Source organism: Haliea alexandrii, assembly GCF_003719295.1.
Classification (GTDB): Bacteria; Pseudomonadota; Gammaproteobacteria; order Pseudomonadales; family Halieaceae; genus Haliea; species Haliea alexandrii.
On the sequence record NZ_RFLW01000004.1, the window covers coordinates 166,483 to 179,989 of the forward strand.

15 protein-coding genes and 1 other RNA gene are annotated in these 13,507 nt (G+C 61.6%); 15 read left to right on the top strand and 1 reads right to left on the bottom strand.

Annotation, left to right across the window (positions count from 1 at the left end):
- Nucleotides 1-20 precede the first annotated feature (20 nt).
- From EGJ68_RS15535 to EGJ68_RS15565, 7 genes are read left to right on the top strand one after another with little or no spacing between them, the layout of a single operon-like run.
- Nucleotides 21-1,007 (top strand): AAA family ATPase, encoded by a 987-nt coding sequence (locus EGJ68_RS15535; protein WP_123035475.1) that lies wholly within the window; start codon nucleotides 21-23, stop codon nucleotides 1,005-1,007.
- Nucleotides 1,008-1,019: 12 nt separating this feature from the next.
- On the top strand, nucleotides 1,020-1,964 hold the full coding sequence (locus EGJ68_RS15540) for a DUF58 domain-containing protein (protein ID WP_123035476.1): 945 nt from the start codon (nucleotides 1,020-1,022) through the stop codon (nucleotides 1,962-1,964).
- Nucleotides 1,961-2,431: a DUF4381 domain-containing protein gene (locus EGJ68_RS15545; RefSeq protein WP_123035477.1), complete on the top strand. Its 471-nt coding sequence runs from the start codon at nucleotides 1,961-1,963 to the stop codon at nucleotides 2,429-2,431. The genes EGJ68_RS15540 and EGJ68_RS15545 overlap by 4 nt, the downstream gene beginning before the upstream one ends.
- Entirely contained in the window at nucleotides 2,424-3,404 is a 981-nt protein-coding gene (locus tag EGJ68_RS15550; protein WP_123035478.1) for a VWA domain-containing protein, read from the top strand. The genes EGJ68_RS15545 and EGJ68_RS15550 overlap by 8 nt, the downstream gene beginning before the upstream one ends.
- The gene (locus EGJ68_RS15555) at nucleotides 3,401-4,384 is read left to right on the top strand and encodes a VWA domain-containing protein (RefSeq protein WP_123035479.1); all 984 of its coding nucleotides are present in this window, start codon (nucleotides 3,401-3,403) and stop codon (nucleotides 4,382-4,384) included. The genes EGJ68_RS15550 and EGJ68_RS15555 overlap by 4 nt, the downstream gene beginning before the upstream one ends.
- Nucleotides 4,381-5,037, top strand: coding sequence for a tetratricopeptide repeat protein (locus EGJ68_RS18170; protein ID WP_158283702.1), 657 nt, complete (start codon nucleotides 4,381-4,383; stop codon nucleotides 5,035-5,037). Before EGJ68_RS15555 ends, EGJ68_RS18170 begins: the two co-directional genes overlap by 4 nt.
- Entirely contained in the window at nucleotides 5,034-6,296 is a 1,263-nt protein-coding gene (locus EGJ68_RS15565; RefSeq protein WP_158283703.1) for a BatD family protein, read from the top strand. The genes EGJ68_RS18170 and EGJ68_RS15565 overlap by 4 nt, the downstream gene beginning before the upstream one ends.
- A 3-nt stretch (nucleotides 6,297-6,299) precedes the next feature.
- Here the strand turns inward: EGJ68_RS15565 and EGJ68_RS15570 are convergent, their stop codons facing one another.
- Entirely contained in the window at nucleotides 6,300-7,364 is a 1,065-nt protein-coding gene (locus EGJ68_RS15570) for an Ldh family oxidoreductase (protein WP_123035482.1), read from the bottom strand.
- Between the two features lie 125 nt (nucleotides 7,365-7,489).
- On the opposite strand from EGJ68_RS15570, the gene ssrA reads away from it, so the two are divergent.
- From ssrA to radC, 8 genes are all read left to right on the top strand, one after another.
- Nucleotides 7,490-7,881, top strand: a transfer-messenger RNA (tmRNA) gene (gene ssrA / locus EGJ68_RS15575).
- A gap of 184 nt (nucleotides 7,882-8,065) precedes the next feature.
- On the top strand, nucleotides 8,066-9,310 hold the full coding sequence (locus EGJ68_RS15580) for a tyrosine-type recombinase/integrase (protein ID WP_123035483.1): 1,245 nt from the start codon (nucleotides 8,066-8,068) through the stop codon (nucleotides 9,308-9,310).
- Nucleotides 9,311-9,471: 161 nt separating this feature from the next.
- Nucleotides 9,472-9,714, top strand: coding sequence for a helix-turn-helix transcriptional regulator (locus EGJ68_RS18525; RefSeq protein ID WP_123035484.1), 243 nt, complete (start codon nucleotides 9,472-9,474; stop codon nucleotides 9,712-9,714).
- Nucleotides 9,711-10,136, top strand: a complete 426-nt coding sequence (locus EGJ68_RS15590) for a hypothetical protein (RefSeq protein WP_158283704.1) — start codon at nucleotides 9,711-9,713, stop codon at nucleotides 10,134-10,136. Before EGJ68_RS18525 ends, EGJ68_RS15590 begins: the two co-directional genes overlap by 4 nt.
- Entirely contained in the window at nucleotides 10,133-10,522 is a 390-nt protein-coding gene (locus EGJ68_RS15595) for a hypothetical protein (protein WP_123035486.1), read from the top strand. The genes EGJ68_RS15590 and EGJ68_RS15595 overlap by 4 nt, the downstream gene beginning before the upstream one ends.
- Nucleotides 10,519-11,724 carry a DUF3631 domain-containing protein gene (locus EGJ68_RS15600; RefSeq protein WP_123035487.1) on the top strand — a complete coding sequence of 402 codons (1,206 nt, stop codon included), beginning with the start codon at nucleotides 10,519-10,521 and terminating at the stop codon, nucleotides 11,722-11,724. The genes EGJ68_RS15595 and EGJ68_RS15600 overlap by 4 nt, the downstream gene beginning before the upstream one ends.
- Nucleotides 11,725-12,565: 841 nt before the next feature.
- On the top strand, nucleotides 12,566-12,766 hold the full coding sequence (locus EGJ68_RS15605; RefSeq protein WP_123035488.1) for a hypothetical protein: 201 nt from the start codon (nucleotides 12,566-12,568) through the stop codon (nucleotides 12,764-12,766).
- Nucleotides 12,767-13,003: 237 nt separating this feature from the next.
- Nucleotides 13,004-13,501 carry a RadC family protein gene (gene radC / locus EGJ68_RS15610; RefSeq protein WP_123035489.1) on the top strand — a complete coding sequence of 166 codons (498 nt, stop codon included), beginning with the start codon at nucleotides 13,004-13,006 and terminating at the stop codon, nucleotides 13,499-13,501.
- The last annotated feature ends 6 nt before the right edge of the window (nucleotides 13,502-13,507 follow it).

The following is a 13,507-nucleotide window of genomic DNA, read 5'->3' on the forward strand; positions in this document are numbered from 1 at the left end:
ACGGACTCAGGTTGTCACGCATGTCGAAAGAACGTATCAACGAGCTCCGCTCGCGCATGCAGGAGTCCATTATTGGCCAGGAGGCCGTCATCGAGCGGCTGTTGATAGGGCTGCTGGCGAATGGCAACCTGCTGGTGGAGGGCCTGCCGGGCCTGGCCAAGACCCGCGCCATCAAGGCTCTCGCCGAACACCTGGAAGCCGACTTCAGCCGCATCCAGTTCACACCCGACCTGCTCCCTTCCGATGTCACCGGCACTGAGGTCTACTACCAGGACGGCAACCGCGGGGACTTCCGCTTCGAGCCCGGCCCCATCTTCGCCAACATCGTGCTCGGCGACGAAATCAACCGCGCACCGGCCAAGGTACAGGCCGCCATGCTCGAGGCCATGGAAGAACGTCAGGTCACGGTGGCCGGCAAGACGCACAGCATGCCGCCGCTGTTCATGGTGATGGCGACACAGAACCCGGTGGAACAGGAGGGCACCTACCCGCTGCCCGAGGCGCAAATGGACCGCTTCCTCATGCACGTCAATATCGTCTACCCGCCAGTGGAAGACGAAATACGCATCGTCGACCTGGTGCGTATCGAAGAGCAGCGGGCTCAGGTAGCCACAGATCAGGACAGCGCCGCCGAAAAGCCCGCGCGTATTCCGCAACAGGCCGTGTTCGATGCGCGACGGGAAATTGCCGAGGTGCATGTGTCGGCGCCGATGAAGCGCTACATGGCCGATCTCGTCTATGCCACTCGCACGCCCGAGAAGTACTCGGCCGACGTGGCACGCTGGATCGAGGTGGGGGCGAGCCCACGGGCTTCCATCGCTTTGGACAAATGCGGCCGCACCCACGCCTGGCTGCGCGGGCGCGACTACCTCGACCCTGAAGACATCCGCGCCATTGTCCACGACTGCTTGCGGCACCGGCTGATGCTGTCCTATGAAGCACACGGTGAGCGCATGAACGCCGACAAGGTCATCGACACACTGTTGGCCGAGGTGGCACTGCCCTAGCGGCGCCCGGCCATGCGCGACGACCCCCGCATCCACGTCTCTCTCGAGCACTTGCGCAATCTGCAGGGCGCCGCGGAACAACTCAGCTTCCTCCCGCGCCAGCCCGCGCGTAGCGTGCTCAATGGCCAACACGCCTCGCGCCTGCGCGGACGCGGCCTCAACTTCGAGGAAATGCGCGACTACCTGCCCGGTGACGACGTGCGGTCCATCGACTGGAAGGCCACCGCACGCACGGGCAGACCGCATGTGCGGGTGTACACCGAGGAACGCGACCGCCCTGCACTGCTGGTGGTTGACCAGCGCATGTCCATGTTTTTCGGCTCCACCCTCAATATGAAGTCGGTCACCGCAGTGGAGGCGGCGGCCATCGCCGCCTTCGGCGTGCTGGGCGCCGGGGATCGCGTGGGTGGCATCGTGTTCGATGACAGCACGCAAGCGGAGTTTGCGCCGCGCCGTAGCCGGCGCACCGTGTTCGCGCTGCTGCAGGCAATGGCCGATTACAACGGCGCACTGCACGCGGCAAAGCGCGTGGACGAGAGCGCCGACCGCTTGAACGATGTGCTGCGGCCGGTGGCGCGGCTGGCCCGCCACGACCACCTCGTGGTCATATTGAGCGACTTTGCCGGGGCCAATGAAACCACACGCAAGCGCCTGGCGACCATTGCCGCGCACAACGATGTGTTACTCATGCTGGTGCACGACCCGCTGGCCGAGCAGGGCCTGGCGCAGGGAGAGCCCACGGTACTTGGCGACGGCCATTTGCAGGCGGAAATCGACCTCAGCCACAGTGCCACACTGCAAGCCGTGGGGGGCTTCACCCGCCAGCGGCTGCAGACCATCCGCAACTGGCAGCGCGAAATCAACCTGTCGGTTCTGCCCCTGAATGCGGCGCACAGCACACTGCCCCAGATCCGCCAGCTACTGGATCAGCGGCGCCCGGCCCGGAGCCGCGCATGAGCCAGTACGACGGGTTATCGCTGTCGCAACTCATCGACCTGCTACACGGCATTGTGCCTCCGGAGCCCGTGCCCCTGCTGCCCGCCACCGCCGGCTGGTGGGTCTTGGCGGGCGGGCTGCTGGCGCTGGGCCTGATTGCCCTTGCGCACCGGATGGCATCCTACCGGGCCAACCGTTACCGGCGTGAAGCGCTGCGCGCACTGGATGCGTTGGCGCGGCAGGAGGCCGCCGCGAGCCAGGCCGTCGCCGTGCTGCTGAAACGCACCGCACTGGGGGCCTATCCACGTCATGACGTCGCCGCCCTGCAAGGTGCCGCCTGGGCGGATTTCCTCTGCCGCAGCAGCGGCAACCACCCCGAGGTGCGAGCCGCCGCAAGCGCGCTGGCACAGGCCGCCTATGTCCCACCTGTCAGCGACCCCCAGCTGATCGCGGCCGCACGCCGCTGGATCGAGGTACACCGTGTTTGAACTGGGCTTCAGCTGGGGCGTGCTGGCCCTGCCCCTGCCCCTGCTGCTCTGGTGGGGGCTGCCGCCACACCGGGAACGCGCCAACGCGCTGCGGGTACCCTTTTTTGCCGACATCGTGGCCGCCTCCGGCGTCGAGCCGGGCACGGGAGCCGTTGTGCGCCGTCGCAGGCGCCTGCAGGCGTTTGTACTCTGGCTGACCTGGTTGCTGCTGGTGTTGGCACTGATGCGCCCCACCTGGGTGGGCGAGCCGATCGTGCGCACGGAGGTTGCCCGCGACATCATGCTGGCGATCGACCTCTCCGGCTCAATGGATTACCGGGACTTTCCCGGCCTCGACGGCGAGCCCATTTCCCGCCACCAGGCCGTGCAGCAGGTGGTGACGGATTTCATTGCCGCCCGTCAGGCCGACCGCGTGGGGCTGATTGTCTTCGGCGACAAAGCCTATATACAGCTGCCCTTCACCCGCGACCTGGCCACGGCAAGCCAGCTGATGGACCTGATGGCGGTGGCCATGGCCGGGCCACAGACCGCGCTGGGCGATGCCATCGGCCTCGCCATCCACGCCTTCGAGTCGAGCACCCTGGATGAGCGCATTCTCATTCTGCTCACCGACGGCAACGACACCGCCAGCCGTATGACACCCATCAACGCCGCCGCCATCGCCGCGCGCAACGGCCTGGAGATCTACACCATCGGTATCGGCGACCCGCAGGCCACGGGGGAAGACCGGGTCGACTTCGGCTTGTTGGCGGAAATCGCCGAACGCACAGGTGGGGAATTCTTCAACGCCGAAGACGAATCGGCGCTGGCTGCGGTGTACCAGCGCATTGATGAAGCCACCGCCGCCGAGGTCAACACGGAATCCTGGCGACCGCGGTATTCGCTGGTAGCCTGGCCTGCAAGCGCTGCACTGCTCCTCGGCCTCACGGCACTGGCCCTCCTGCTGTTTAACCGGCAGAGGCACAGCGCATGATTGAGCACCTGCATTTCCTGCGCCCACTGTGGCTATTTGCAGTGCCCGCCGTAGCCGGCATCTGGTGGCTGCTGCGCAACCGCCGCAGCCCCGAGCACGCCTTCGGCAACCTGGTTGCACCGCACCTGCGCAGCGCGCTCACCATCAAGCACACCACCCAGACACGCGTTACGGCCCTGGACAGCTTCGCGCTGGCACTGCTGCTACTGGCCCTGGCTGCTGCGGGCCCCGCCTGGCGCCAGCAGGTAGCGCCCTGGTTCGAGGAAACAGCGCCGCTGGTTATCGCCATGGAGGTCACCGATTCCATGCGCAGCAACGACCTCACACCCAGCCGGCTGGAGCGCGCCCGCTTCAAGGCGCTGGACCTGGTGGCCGCGCGCACCGGTGCGCGCACGGCGCTGATTGTGTATGCCGGCTCCGCGCATATCGTAGTGCCGCCCACCACCGACAGCGCGATCCTGGCTGGCTTTCTGGAAAGCCTGGACCCGGCCATCATGCCTCGCCAGGGCACCAACAGCGTGGCAGCGCTGCCGCTGGCACTGGACCTGCTCGGCGAGAGCGCCCAAATCGGTACCCTGCTGTTCATTGGCGATGGCTTTGACAGCGCAGACATCCCCGCCCTGGCGAGCTTCACGGCCAACCCGTCAGCGCCGGCGGTGGCCGCACTGGTCGTGGGCACCGATGCCGGTGGGGTGGCGCTGCTGCCGGATGGCAAACCGGTGCTCGGGCCCGCTGGCGGCGCCCTGCAAACCGCCATCGACGGTGACCTGTTGGCCCGGGTAGGCCGCGAAACCGGCATGACCCTGGTGCGCAGCGAGCCCGGTGACGGTGACATACGCCGCTTGCTGCGCCTGATTGAATCCAACCTGCTACAGGCGGAAGATCCGGACGCCGAATGGCACGACGAAGGCTGGTTGTTGCTGTGGCCCGCTCTGCTGCTGGTGCTCTACGGCTTTCGCCGTGGCTGGGTGTTGCGATGAGCCACAACCCACACCCGCCATGGTGGCAGCGGGCATCCCTGCAGCTGGCGCTGGTGACGCTGTTCACCGCGCTGACGCTGGCCTGGCTGGCCAGCCGTGAAGCCGCCTTCGTCGACCTGTGGCTGACCCGCGACCAGCAAGGCCAACTGGCGATGAACCGAAACGACTGGCAAAGCGCACTCGAACGTTTTGAAAGCCCGGGCCGGAAAGCCACCGCGGCTTACCACGCCGGGCAGTACGAACAGTCCGCAGAGCTCTTTGCACGCGTCCCGGACGCCACCGGATTCTACAACCGCGGCAACGCCCTGATAAAAGCCCGTGACTACCGCAATGCCATCCGCGCCTTTGAACTGGCGGTCGCCGCGGCGCCGGGCTGGCAGGAAGCTGCCGATAACCTCGCCCTGGCGCGGTATATTTCCCATTACATTGAGCAACTGCGCGAAGACAGCGACACCGAGGACGAATCCGAGCTCAGCGCCGACGACTACGTATTCGACAACGAAGATGAGCGCGGCCGCGACATGGAAATCACTCGGGAAAGCACCATCGGGCTGGAATCCGCGGAAAAATGGATGCGCTCGGTGAATACCGACACCGCCGACTTCCTGCGCACCCGCTTCGCGCTGGAACAGAGCCGGAGGGAGGCCCCATGAAACGTCTGCTCGCCGCGTGCTGGCTCGCTCTGCTGAGCACCAATGGCTTTGCCCAGGTACAGCCCGTGGTGGAAGTGACCGTCACCCCGGAACAGGTGCGGGTGGGCGAAGCGCTGGAACTGCAGGTGACCGTGCTGGTGCCCACCTGGTTTGCGCAGCCGCCGGCGTACCCGGATTTCGAGCTCGCCAACACCGTCACCCAGCGCCCCCCCGACAGCTCCTTCCCTACCAGCCGCACCATCAACGGCGAGAATTGGTCGGGCATTGTGCGCAGCTTCCGCATTTATCCGCTGCAAGCCGCCGACTACCGCATTGACGGTGCCGAACTGGGTGTCAGCTATGCCAACCCCGGCGCCGCACCCACCCGCATGGCGGTGCCGCTACCCGACGTGCGCTTCAGCGCCGTGGTGCCCGCGGGAGCCGAGTCTCTCTCGCCGTATCTGGCGGGGCCCGCTCTGCGGCTCAGTGTGGACATCAGTGGCGACACCGGCAGCCTCGCAAGCGGCGATGCCGTCACCCTGGAATACCGCGCCGAACTGGACGGCTTGCCCGCCATCTTCCTGCCCCCACTGGCACCTGCCCTGCGCTTCGAGGGCGCCACCGTGTATGCGGACCGCCCGCGTACAGCCGATGGCCCGCCCGCCACACGCAGCGAAAAAGTCACGCTGGTATTCGAAGCGGGCGGAGAATTCGAGGTCCCGCCGGTCACTCTGAGCTACTGGAATACCGAGAGTGGCAGCGTGGAACAGGTGACCGCCGAGGGCGCAAGGTTCAGCGTAAGCGGCCCAACTCCCGCGGACAGCACAGCCGCGGATGACAGTGGTGAGGCGCTGAGCTGGCGGTCGCTCGTCGCGGTCGCCCTGGCCGGCCTGCTGGTTGGCGCCCTCTGGCGCGTGTGGCGACGGCTGCTGCAGCCCGCTTGGCAAACTTGGCACAAACGCCGGTTAGCGAGCGAAGCCCATGCCTTCAAGGTACTGCAGCGCGCCTTGCGGGCCAACGACAACGTAGCGGCCTACCGCGCGTTGCTGGCCTGGAGCGAGCATTTACAGCCGCCCATGCCAAGCCGGGCGTTCGCGTTGCGTTACGGGAATGCGGAACTTGCCAGTACCCTCGACCACCTGGGCACGGCGCTATTCGGCCAGGGAAAAACAGCACCCGCCGGCAGCGCACTGGCCCGTGACCTGCAAAGCGCGCGGCAGCAGTACCACAAGGCCCGGCGCGCACGCGCAATGCCGGCACTGCCGCCGTTGAACCCCTGAGTGTCAGCCCAGCGGCACGGGCTGGGCAACCTCTAACTGCCGCGCCAGCGGCGCCAGATCCTCCATTATGGTCGGATAGAGCGCCACACCACCAGCTAGCTGCTCGCTGCGCTGCTGCCAGGCTCGCTGACCCGGAAAACGCACCGGCGGCGCACCCTCGGGTACCTCGCTTGCCGTCACCAGGTATTGCAGCGCATGCAGCTGCTCCTTGAACGCGGCCAGCGAGCCAAACGCGGCGGGGTCGATAATCTGCAGGTACACCGAATTGGCTTCACCATCCCCCGCAGCCTCAGCGTCCGCACGTCCGTAGCCGCCCAGCGCCATGCTCAGCACTTCGGTCGCTGCGGAGAGTGCTGCGCCCTTGTAGCCATGTTGGGCACCGCCAATGGGCATGATGCTGCCGCGCGGGGGACCGGCCAGTGCAGCCGGATCATCCGTTATCCGGCCTTCGGCATCCTTCAGGCACGGTTCGGGCAGTCGTTCGCCCTCACGCGCTGCGCGCGCTACGTAGCCGCCGGCGGTCACCGACATGCTGATATCAAACAGCAGCGGGTACTCCTGGCCGGGAGCCCCCATGGCCAGCGGGTTGGCGGAGAAGACCGGCGTGAGGCCGCCAAAGGGGCTTACGGTATGCTCCGCAGGCGTGGAACAGGTGAGGATACCCAGATAACCCGCCTCAATAACACGCGGCAGATAAGCCGCAAGACACGCTATATGCTGGCTGCGGCGCAGCGTTGCCGTCACTACCCCATGTTCCGGCACCCGTGCCAGCGCCGTGTCCACCGCGTGACTCACCACCCAGGGGCCTGGCAGGAAAGCAGCATCCCAGTTGAACAGGGCGCCCTTGTCCACCAAAACCGTGGGCTCACCGCTCCCGCGGCTGGCGCCCTCCATCAGCCAGCGCACATTGTGTGCCACCCTCTGCATACCGTGGGTGGTAAAGCCCATGAGATCGGCTTCCAGCAGCACCTCAGCCATTACCGCTGCGCGGTCGGCGGGCAGGCCCGCGGCCTCAAACAGGCGCTGGCTGAAAGAATGGAGGTCGGTGTGAGCGTAACGCACAGACATGTCAGGCTCCTGTGTTTAAATTTGTGGCAGGCCGCCAATGCCAAACCGGGTAGGCCAACCAAGGGAACTTCTGCAGAATTTACAGTCTAACACTGTGCAATTGAGGTACAATTGCGAGTCACACTGGGGGCGATACGGATTCGACGACGGTAACGAACCCTGAGGTGCATGCCGTGATGGTAGCCAATCACGTTAATCCAAAGCTGCAAACTATTAGTTGCCAACGACGACAACTACGGTGCCCAACTGGCTGCGTAAGCAGCCCGTGAAAGCACCAACTAGTGGCTTCGGCCCTAGCGGTCTTTAGTAAGGTGCCAGTACCGCACTACTGACTGTCATATAGAACTGGATCGCTGTGAAGCCCGCCTGAGGTGGAACTGCTAAAACTTATTCAGGCTCGCCAATTACGTCCTGCCCGTTGGGCTGTATGCGGCTAAATTAATTAACGGAAACTAAGCATGTAGAGCCGAAGGCAGAGTACTGGCGGACGCGGGTTCAACTCCCGCCGCCTCCACCAAACACCCATCCAAGCAAGTCCAAAGAAGTCCTTAAAGCCCTGATATTCAGGGCTTTTTTGTTTATACTGCGTCCTATACCCTCCACACGATCCGAGGAGATCCCGTCACCTTTGACGGTACAGGTGGCGGTATATTCGGTACCGTCAAAACGTGTACCGTCAAAACCAGGAGAGGACTGCAGATATGGGCAAGCTGACGGCAACCCAAGTAAAACACGCAAAGCCAACTGACAAGCAGTACAAGCTCAGCGATGGTGACGGGCTATACCTGCTAGTCCACCCCAACGGCAGCAAGTATTGGCGTTTCGACTTCCGGTTTGCCGGGAAGCGGAAAACACTCGCACTGGGCGTATATCCCGATGTCTCCCTGCTGAAGGCCCGCGAGGCGCACCAGGATGCCAGGACTAACCTCAGGAAAGGCATTAACCCCGCAGCAACCAGGAAGGTGGCAAAACAGACGCAGCACCTGACGGACCAGAACACCTTTGAAGCAATCGCCAGGGAGTGGTTCAGCACGAAAATGTTTGATCGCTCCAAGAGTCATCAGGACAGGACGCTCCGGGCATTGGAGAAGGACCTGTTTCCCTACTTGGGTGACCGCCCCATCACAGGTATCACAGCATCAGACCTTCTCAACACGCTCCGGCGGATCGAGTCTAGAGGCGCTGTAGAGACAGCACACCGCGCCAAGCAAACCGCCGGCCAGGTATTCCGATATGCAGTTGTCACTGACAGGGCAGAACGAGACCCTTCAGCGGATCTCAAGGGTGCCCTGAAAAACCCCAAGAAGAAACACTTGGCAGCGATCACAGACCCCGTCGAAGTAGGCAAGCTGATGGTCGCGATTGACGGTTTCCGTGGCACTGCTGTTGTACGGGGAGCCCTTAGGCTATCCCCCCTCCTCTTCCAACGCCCTGGGGAAATTCGGGCCATGGAATGGTCTGAGTTGAACTGGGCGGAAAAGCGCTGGGAGATACCAGCTGAAAAAATGAAGATGGGGCACGCCCACATTGTACCGCTCAGCGAGCAAGCGCTATCTATCCTGCAGGAAATCCAACTACTGACAGGACGCGGCAAGTTCGTCTTCCCGAGTGCCCGCGGCGCCAGCCGGTGCCTTTCTGAGAATGGAGTACGAACAGCACTAAGGACGCTGGGCTATGACAACGACACCATGACCCCCCACGGTTTCCGGGCCATGGCCAGGACGCTCCTTGACGAGGTTCTGGGCTTCCGTCCCGACTGGATCGAACATCAGCTGGCGCATGCAGTGAAAGACCCCAATGGGCGGGCCTACAACCGCACGTCTCACCTGGATGGGCGGACGGAGATGATGAGTCAGTGGGCAAGCTACCTGGACGAGCTGCGCGATAAAGCGCTTCAGACCTCCTCAGGAGGGACCGACGCTAACAGCAGAGCAAAGGCGGCCTAGGCTGCCTTCCCGCGCGTACCATACTGTCCGTAGGTTTTCATAGATTTAGTTTCGCCCTATAAGGTAGAAAGTTCAGAAAAGCCTTTGCAGATTCCTGAAGATGGCCTCGTCGGCTACTGGACAGTAGCCGACACCCCTAAGCCATATAGGAAATCGCACCAATGCAACAGACCGTAAACCATTCCTACAACGGTAGTCGCCGGAAACGTCTGCTTCGCCTGCGAGGCGTGCAGGAACTGACGGGGCTATCCCGCTCTTACATCTACGATTTGGTAAACCGAGGCCTGCTGCCACCACCCGTAACACTGGTTCCGGGCGGAACATCTCGGGCGTGGGTCGAGGATGAAATCCTAAATTTCATCGATCAACGGATTGCCGAGCGTGACCAGGAGGTGGGCCAATGAACAGCCGAGGAAAACCCAACAAGCGGCCGCCGCCGAAGACCAATCACAGAACCCCGAATCCATGGATCTCAAAAACACTGATGATCCGTCCCGTGGACGAGCAGGGCAATGTGACAGTGACGCTGTCGAGCAATACAACGATTACCTTGCCCCGGGACCCTGGTCGGGCGCTAGCCTACTTCCTGGCTACCGGCAGTAAGTGGGTCAGCTGGCCCGAGCTCTACGAAGTTCGGGTCAGCGACCCCGACGCGGCTGTCTTATATCTGGAGGAGCTGGGAGCATCTTTTGAGCGCATGCGCAAGGACATGGCGACCTCAAACTCCGAGCTCCACTTGGACGCACCCCATTACAAATACCTTGGGTTGCGAATCCACCATACCTCATTCGACGTTAATACCAGTATGAAAGGACTGCACGCATGACTACTCTTACGCAGAAAGTTTCTCAAACGAACACCGGAATGGACGTCGCGAGACCGAGTCAATCTGATCGACTTGTCTGTACCCGAGCGCATGTCACTGTAGAGAAGGTCTCCCTGCCTCCCTACTTGAGCCGGACATTCCGGTCCGTCATCGCCGCTGGTGAGCAAGGGATTAACACTTTGGAGCTCCAGAAGGCCGGAGTAACCAACCCTTCTCAAGCAGTATCCGAGCTGGTCAAGCTTGGCGCGAACATCATGCGTGAACGACGGATGGTGGTCGATGAATACGGTGTAAAGAAGTGCGTAGGTCACTACATCCACCGGGCTGATCTCACAGAGGCTGCAGCCGCAGCCTTCCCTCAAATCAAGGAAAGTCTAAGCCAATGAGTATGTTGCCAGAAGGTGCCGTAGATTCTGCGGAGAAAATAGAAGGGGATGTCTTGGCCGCCTGCAAGCAAAACCAAGACATACCAATTGACCTGCGCGATGATAGTACCAAAACCGACGCTGGCATCCAAACAGTTCTTGGTGGGCAGGCAGCAGGAGGGGCGCAAGCTCCTCCAGCTGAGCCGGCGACCCAGATGGTGGAGGTGATCAAGAGGTACTGCGTTCTCACAGAGTACGAAGTCGACGCGATGGCACTCTGGCTCATAGCCAGCTACATCATTGATGACTTCCGTGTCTTCTCAAAGCTGGCGCTCATCAGCCCGGAGAAACGTTGCGGGAAGACGACAACTATGGAGGTCACTAGCTCGATGGCTAAGGATGGCCAACTGATGTCGAATATGACTAAGGCAATACTGTATCGCATCACAGAGAAGAGGCAGCCGACACTCTTCATAGATGAGGCTGATACATTCCTGAAGAATGGAGATTCAGACCTCAACGGGCTGATCAACTCCAGCCACACTAAGGCTGCAGCCAAGGTAATGCGGTGCGATGGCGATAACTTCGAAGCTCGGGAGTTCAGCACCTGGATGCCTATGGTGCTGGCCTCCATTGGCGACCTACCCGGCACGCTGATGGATCGAAGTATCGTGATCAACTTGCGGCGCAAGAAGTCATACGAGCACACGGAAGAAGTGCCGGTGGATCTGCAGGATCTCAATGAACCGCTGCGGCAAACCATTGCAGCCTGGGTAGCGGCAAACAGGACCCTCATCAGGAACCAGTCTGTCCAACTGCCCAAAGTGGGCAATGACCGAGCTGGCGACAACTGGAAGCCCCTTTTTCAGGTTGCTGCCGTGCTGGGGGAGCCATGGCTGGGCCGGTGCGAGAAGGCATGTCGAGAGCTTACGGTTACGGCAGAGCCCGAACTGCAGACGATGCTCCTGCGGGACATCCAGCAGTTCTTTCTGAAATCAGGGTCTTCTCGTGCCACCTCGAAGGAACTCTGTGAAGCGCTAATCAGCGATGAGGATGGACCCTGGAAAACCTGCAACACTGGCAAGCCCATTACGCCAAATCTGGTAGGAAAGCTCCTGCGGCCGTATGGAGTCAAGCCAAAGACCATCCGCGTCGGTGATAAGACCCTTCGGGGATATGAGCATGCGCAGCTGGAGGATGCGTTCGAGCGTTACCTGGCCTGACGTTTGCCCGCCACGCGTACCGGCCACCATTGCCGCTGAGGGCGCCACGCTCCCAGCGGCACATTCTCTCCTCTTCCTGCCCCTCCACGGGGCATTTACCCGCAACACCGCAACAATCCAGCGTTCATAGGGGTTTCCAACCACACTAACTGCAACATACCCGCAACAGTATCTGCAACGTAGAAGAGAAGTTTCATGAGCCGTTTCGGGCATGTTGCACTTCCAGCTCTCGTAGGTCATTGTTTTTTATGCAATGTTTCGTTGTTGCGGTCTTTCCTTGGGGTGAGCGCCCACGCCACCACCGTCGGCCCGGTGGCGCCGGGGCGCAGCCCAAAGCGCCAACCGGGGCCGTCGGTGCATGACTGTACAAATTTTGATCAATCACGAGAAACTATCAACTCTGGTGGCCAAACCGATATAGTCCCTGTGTAGTACTAGGTGGCCACCGAGAGCATTACCCGAGGAAACCAGTACTGATCAATAAATATACAACTCTCAGGACTAGCTTGATCGCTCTCCAAGAAGTTCGCCAGACTTCTCCACCGATGTTCTCCCGATGTTCTAACTCGACGGAACCAGCCGCAGGCGACTATGTACACCCGAGGTACTAACTGCACCTTACCGAAGCCATAAGGCAAATTTGCTCACCTGCCTACGGCCCCAGTACTCAGTGCCTCGCTGTCGCATTGGCAAATACCCCCCCGGGGGTAAGCCAGGGACGGTAGGGAGGAGCACCGCCCCCCGGTACGTTTCGATAGACATCGTCTTCGCTACTGATGCTGGCTCCGCTGCGCGGTCAGTGTGGCGAACGCCACCCCACAATGACTACGGAGCTACCCTCATGTTCACAGCCCTCGGCAACTTCTTCACCGCAATCGCTACCCTCTTCACCGCCATGAACCGTGGTGCATCTGCCCTCGACCATTGCGCCAAGTGGGCAGAGCACGAAGCCGCAGACTTCGAGAACCGCACTCAACTGGAGCGCAGTGCTCGGCTTGAGCAGCTGCAGATCGAACTTAAGACATTGCCTCGGTTGACCTGATCAACGACCACCTGCCTTCGGGCAGGTGTTTTCTTACACACCCACACAACCAGATAGCCTCTACTCCCGCTTTTAGCCTCTTGGTTTCATCGGTTGCGTCTTCGCCCATCCCTGGCGCTGCGCGCTAGGACTGGGAGGCACAGGCGCGTTCCTGGCTTTCCCATGACCCTTGCAGCTTCTGACCTCGAAAGGTCTCGGCTGCACTCGCACACACTTTCGAACGTCAGGAGCTAAACCATGAACACTCACCAAACCAAGGAATTCACTTCTCCGCTCACCTATGCAATATGCTTTGAAGAGAAGGAGCAGGCCACCATCCAAGAGGCCTTGATGATTCTCGAATCTCGAATCCGAGACTCTGATGTGTATAGCAACCCTTCCAACGTGAAGGCCTTCTGCCGCCTGCAGATCGCCCACGAATTGGATGAATACTTTGCCTGCATGTTCCTCGACAACCAGCACCGCCTCATTGCCTTCGAACGTATGTTCCGGGGCACGGTAGATGGTGCTGCTGTCTATCCCAGGGTCGTCCTGCGGCGAGCTCTGGAGCATAACGCAGCGGCTGTCATCTTCACCCACAACCACCCATCAGGTATTGCCGAGCCCAGCGATGCAGACATGAGAATCACGACCCGCCTGAGGGACGTGCTAGCTCATGTCGATGTTCGAGTACTGGATCACATCATCGTCGGTACTGAGGGCGTCTACTCCCTGGCAGAGCGCGGTCGTCTCTGAGCCCCA

Excerpts from the sequence above, each read along its gene's own strand:
- EGJ68_RS15535 (WP_123035475.1), top strand. The coding sequence starts at position 21 with ATGTCGAAAGAACGTATCAACGAGCTCCGCTCGCGCATGCAGGAGTCC.
- EGJ68_RS15540 (WP_123035476.1), top strand. The coding sequence starts at position 1,020 with ATGCGCGACGACCCCCGCATCCACGTCTCTCTCGAGCACTTGCGCAAT.
- EGJ68_RS15545 (WP_123035477.1), top strand. The coding sequence starts at position 1,961 with ATGAGCCAGTACGACGGGTTATCGCTGTCGCAACTCATCGACCTGCTA.
- EGJ68_RS15555 (WP_123035479.1), top strand. The coding sequence starts at position 3,401 with ATGATTGAGCACCTGCATTTCCTGCGCCCACTGTGGCTATTTGCAGTG.
- EGJ68_RS18170 (WP_158283702.1), top strand. The coding sequence starts at position 4,381 with ATGAGCCACAACCCACACCCGCCATGGTGGCAGCGGGCATCCCTGCAG.
- EGJ68_RS15565 (WP_158283703.1), top strand. The coding sequence starts at position 5,034 with ATGAAACGTCTGCTCGCCGCGTGCTGGCTCGCTCTGCTGAGCACCAAT.
- EGJ68_RS15570 (WP_123035482.1), bottom strand. The coding sequence starts at position 7,364 with ATGTCTGTGCGTTACGCTCACACCGACCTCCATTCTTTCAGCCAGCGC.
- EGJ68_RS15580 (WP_123035483.1), top strand. The coding sequence starts at position 8,066 with ATGGGCAAGCTGACGGCAACCCAAGTAAAACACGCAAAGCCAACTGAC.
- EGJ68_RS18525 (WP_123035484.1), top strand. The coding sequence starts at position 9,472 with ATGCAACAGACCGTAAACCATTCCTACAACGGTAGTCGCCGGAAACGT.
- EGJ68_RS15590 (WP_158283704.1), top strand. The coding sequence starts at position 9,711 with ATGAACAGCCGAGGAAAACCCAACAAGCGGCCGCCGCCGAAGACCAAT.
- EGJ68_RS15595 (WP_123035486.1), top strand. The coding sequence starts at position 10,133 with ATGACTACTCTTACGCAGAAAGTTTCTCAAACGAACACCGGAATGGAC.
- EGJ68_RS15600 (WP_123035487.1), top strand. The coding sequence starts at position 10,519 with ATGAGTATGTTGCCAGAAGGTGCCGTAGATTCTGCGGAGAAAATAGAA.
- EGJ68_RS15605 (WP_123035488.1), top strand. The coding sequence starts at position 12,566 with ATGTTCACAGCCCTCGGCAACTTCTTCACCGCAATCGCTACCCTCTTC.
- radC (WP_123035489.1), top strand. The coding sequence starts at position 13,004 with ATGAACACTCACCAAACCAAGGAATTCACTTCTCCGCTCACCTATGCA.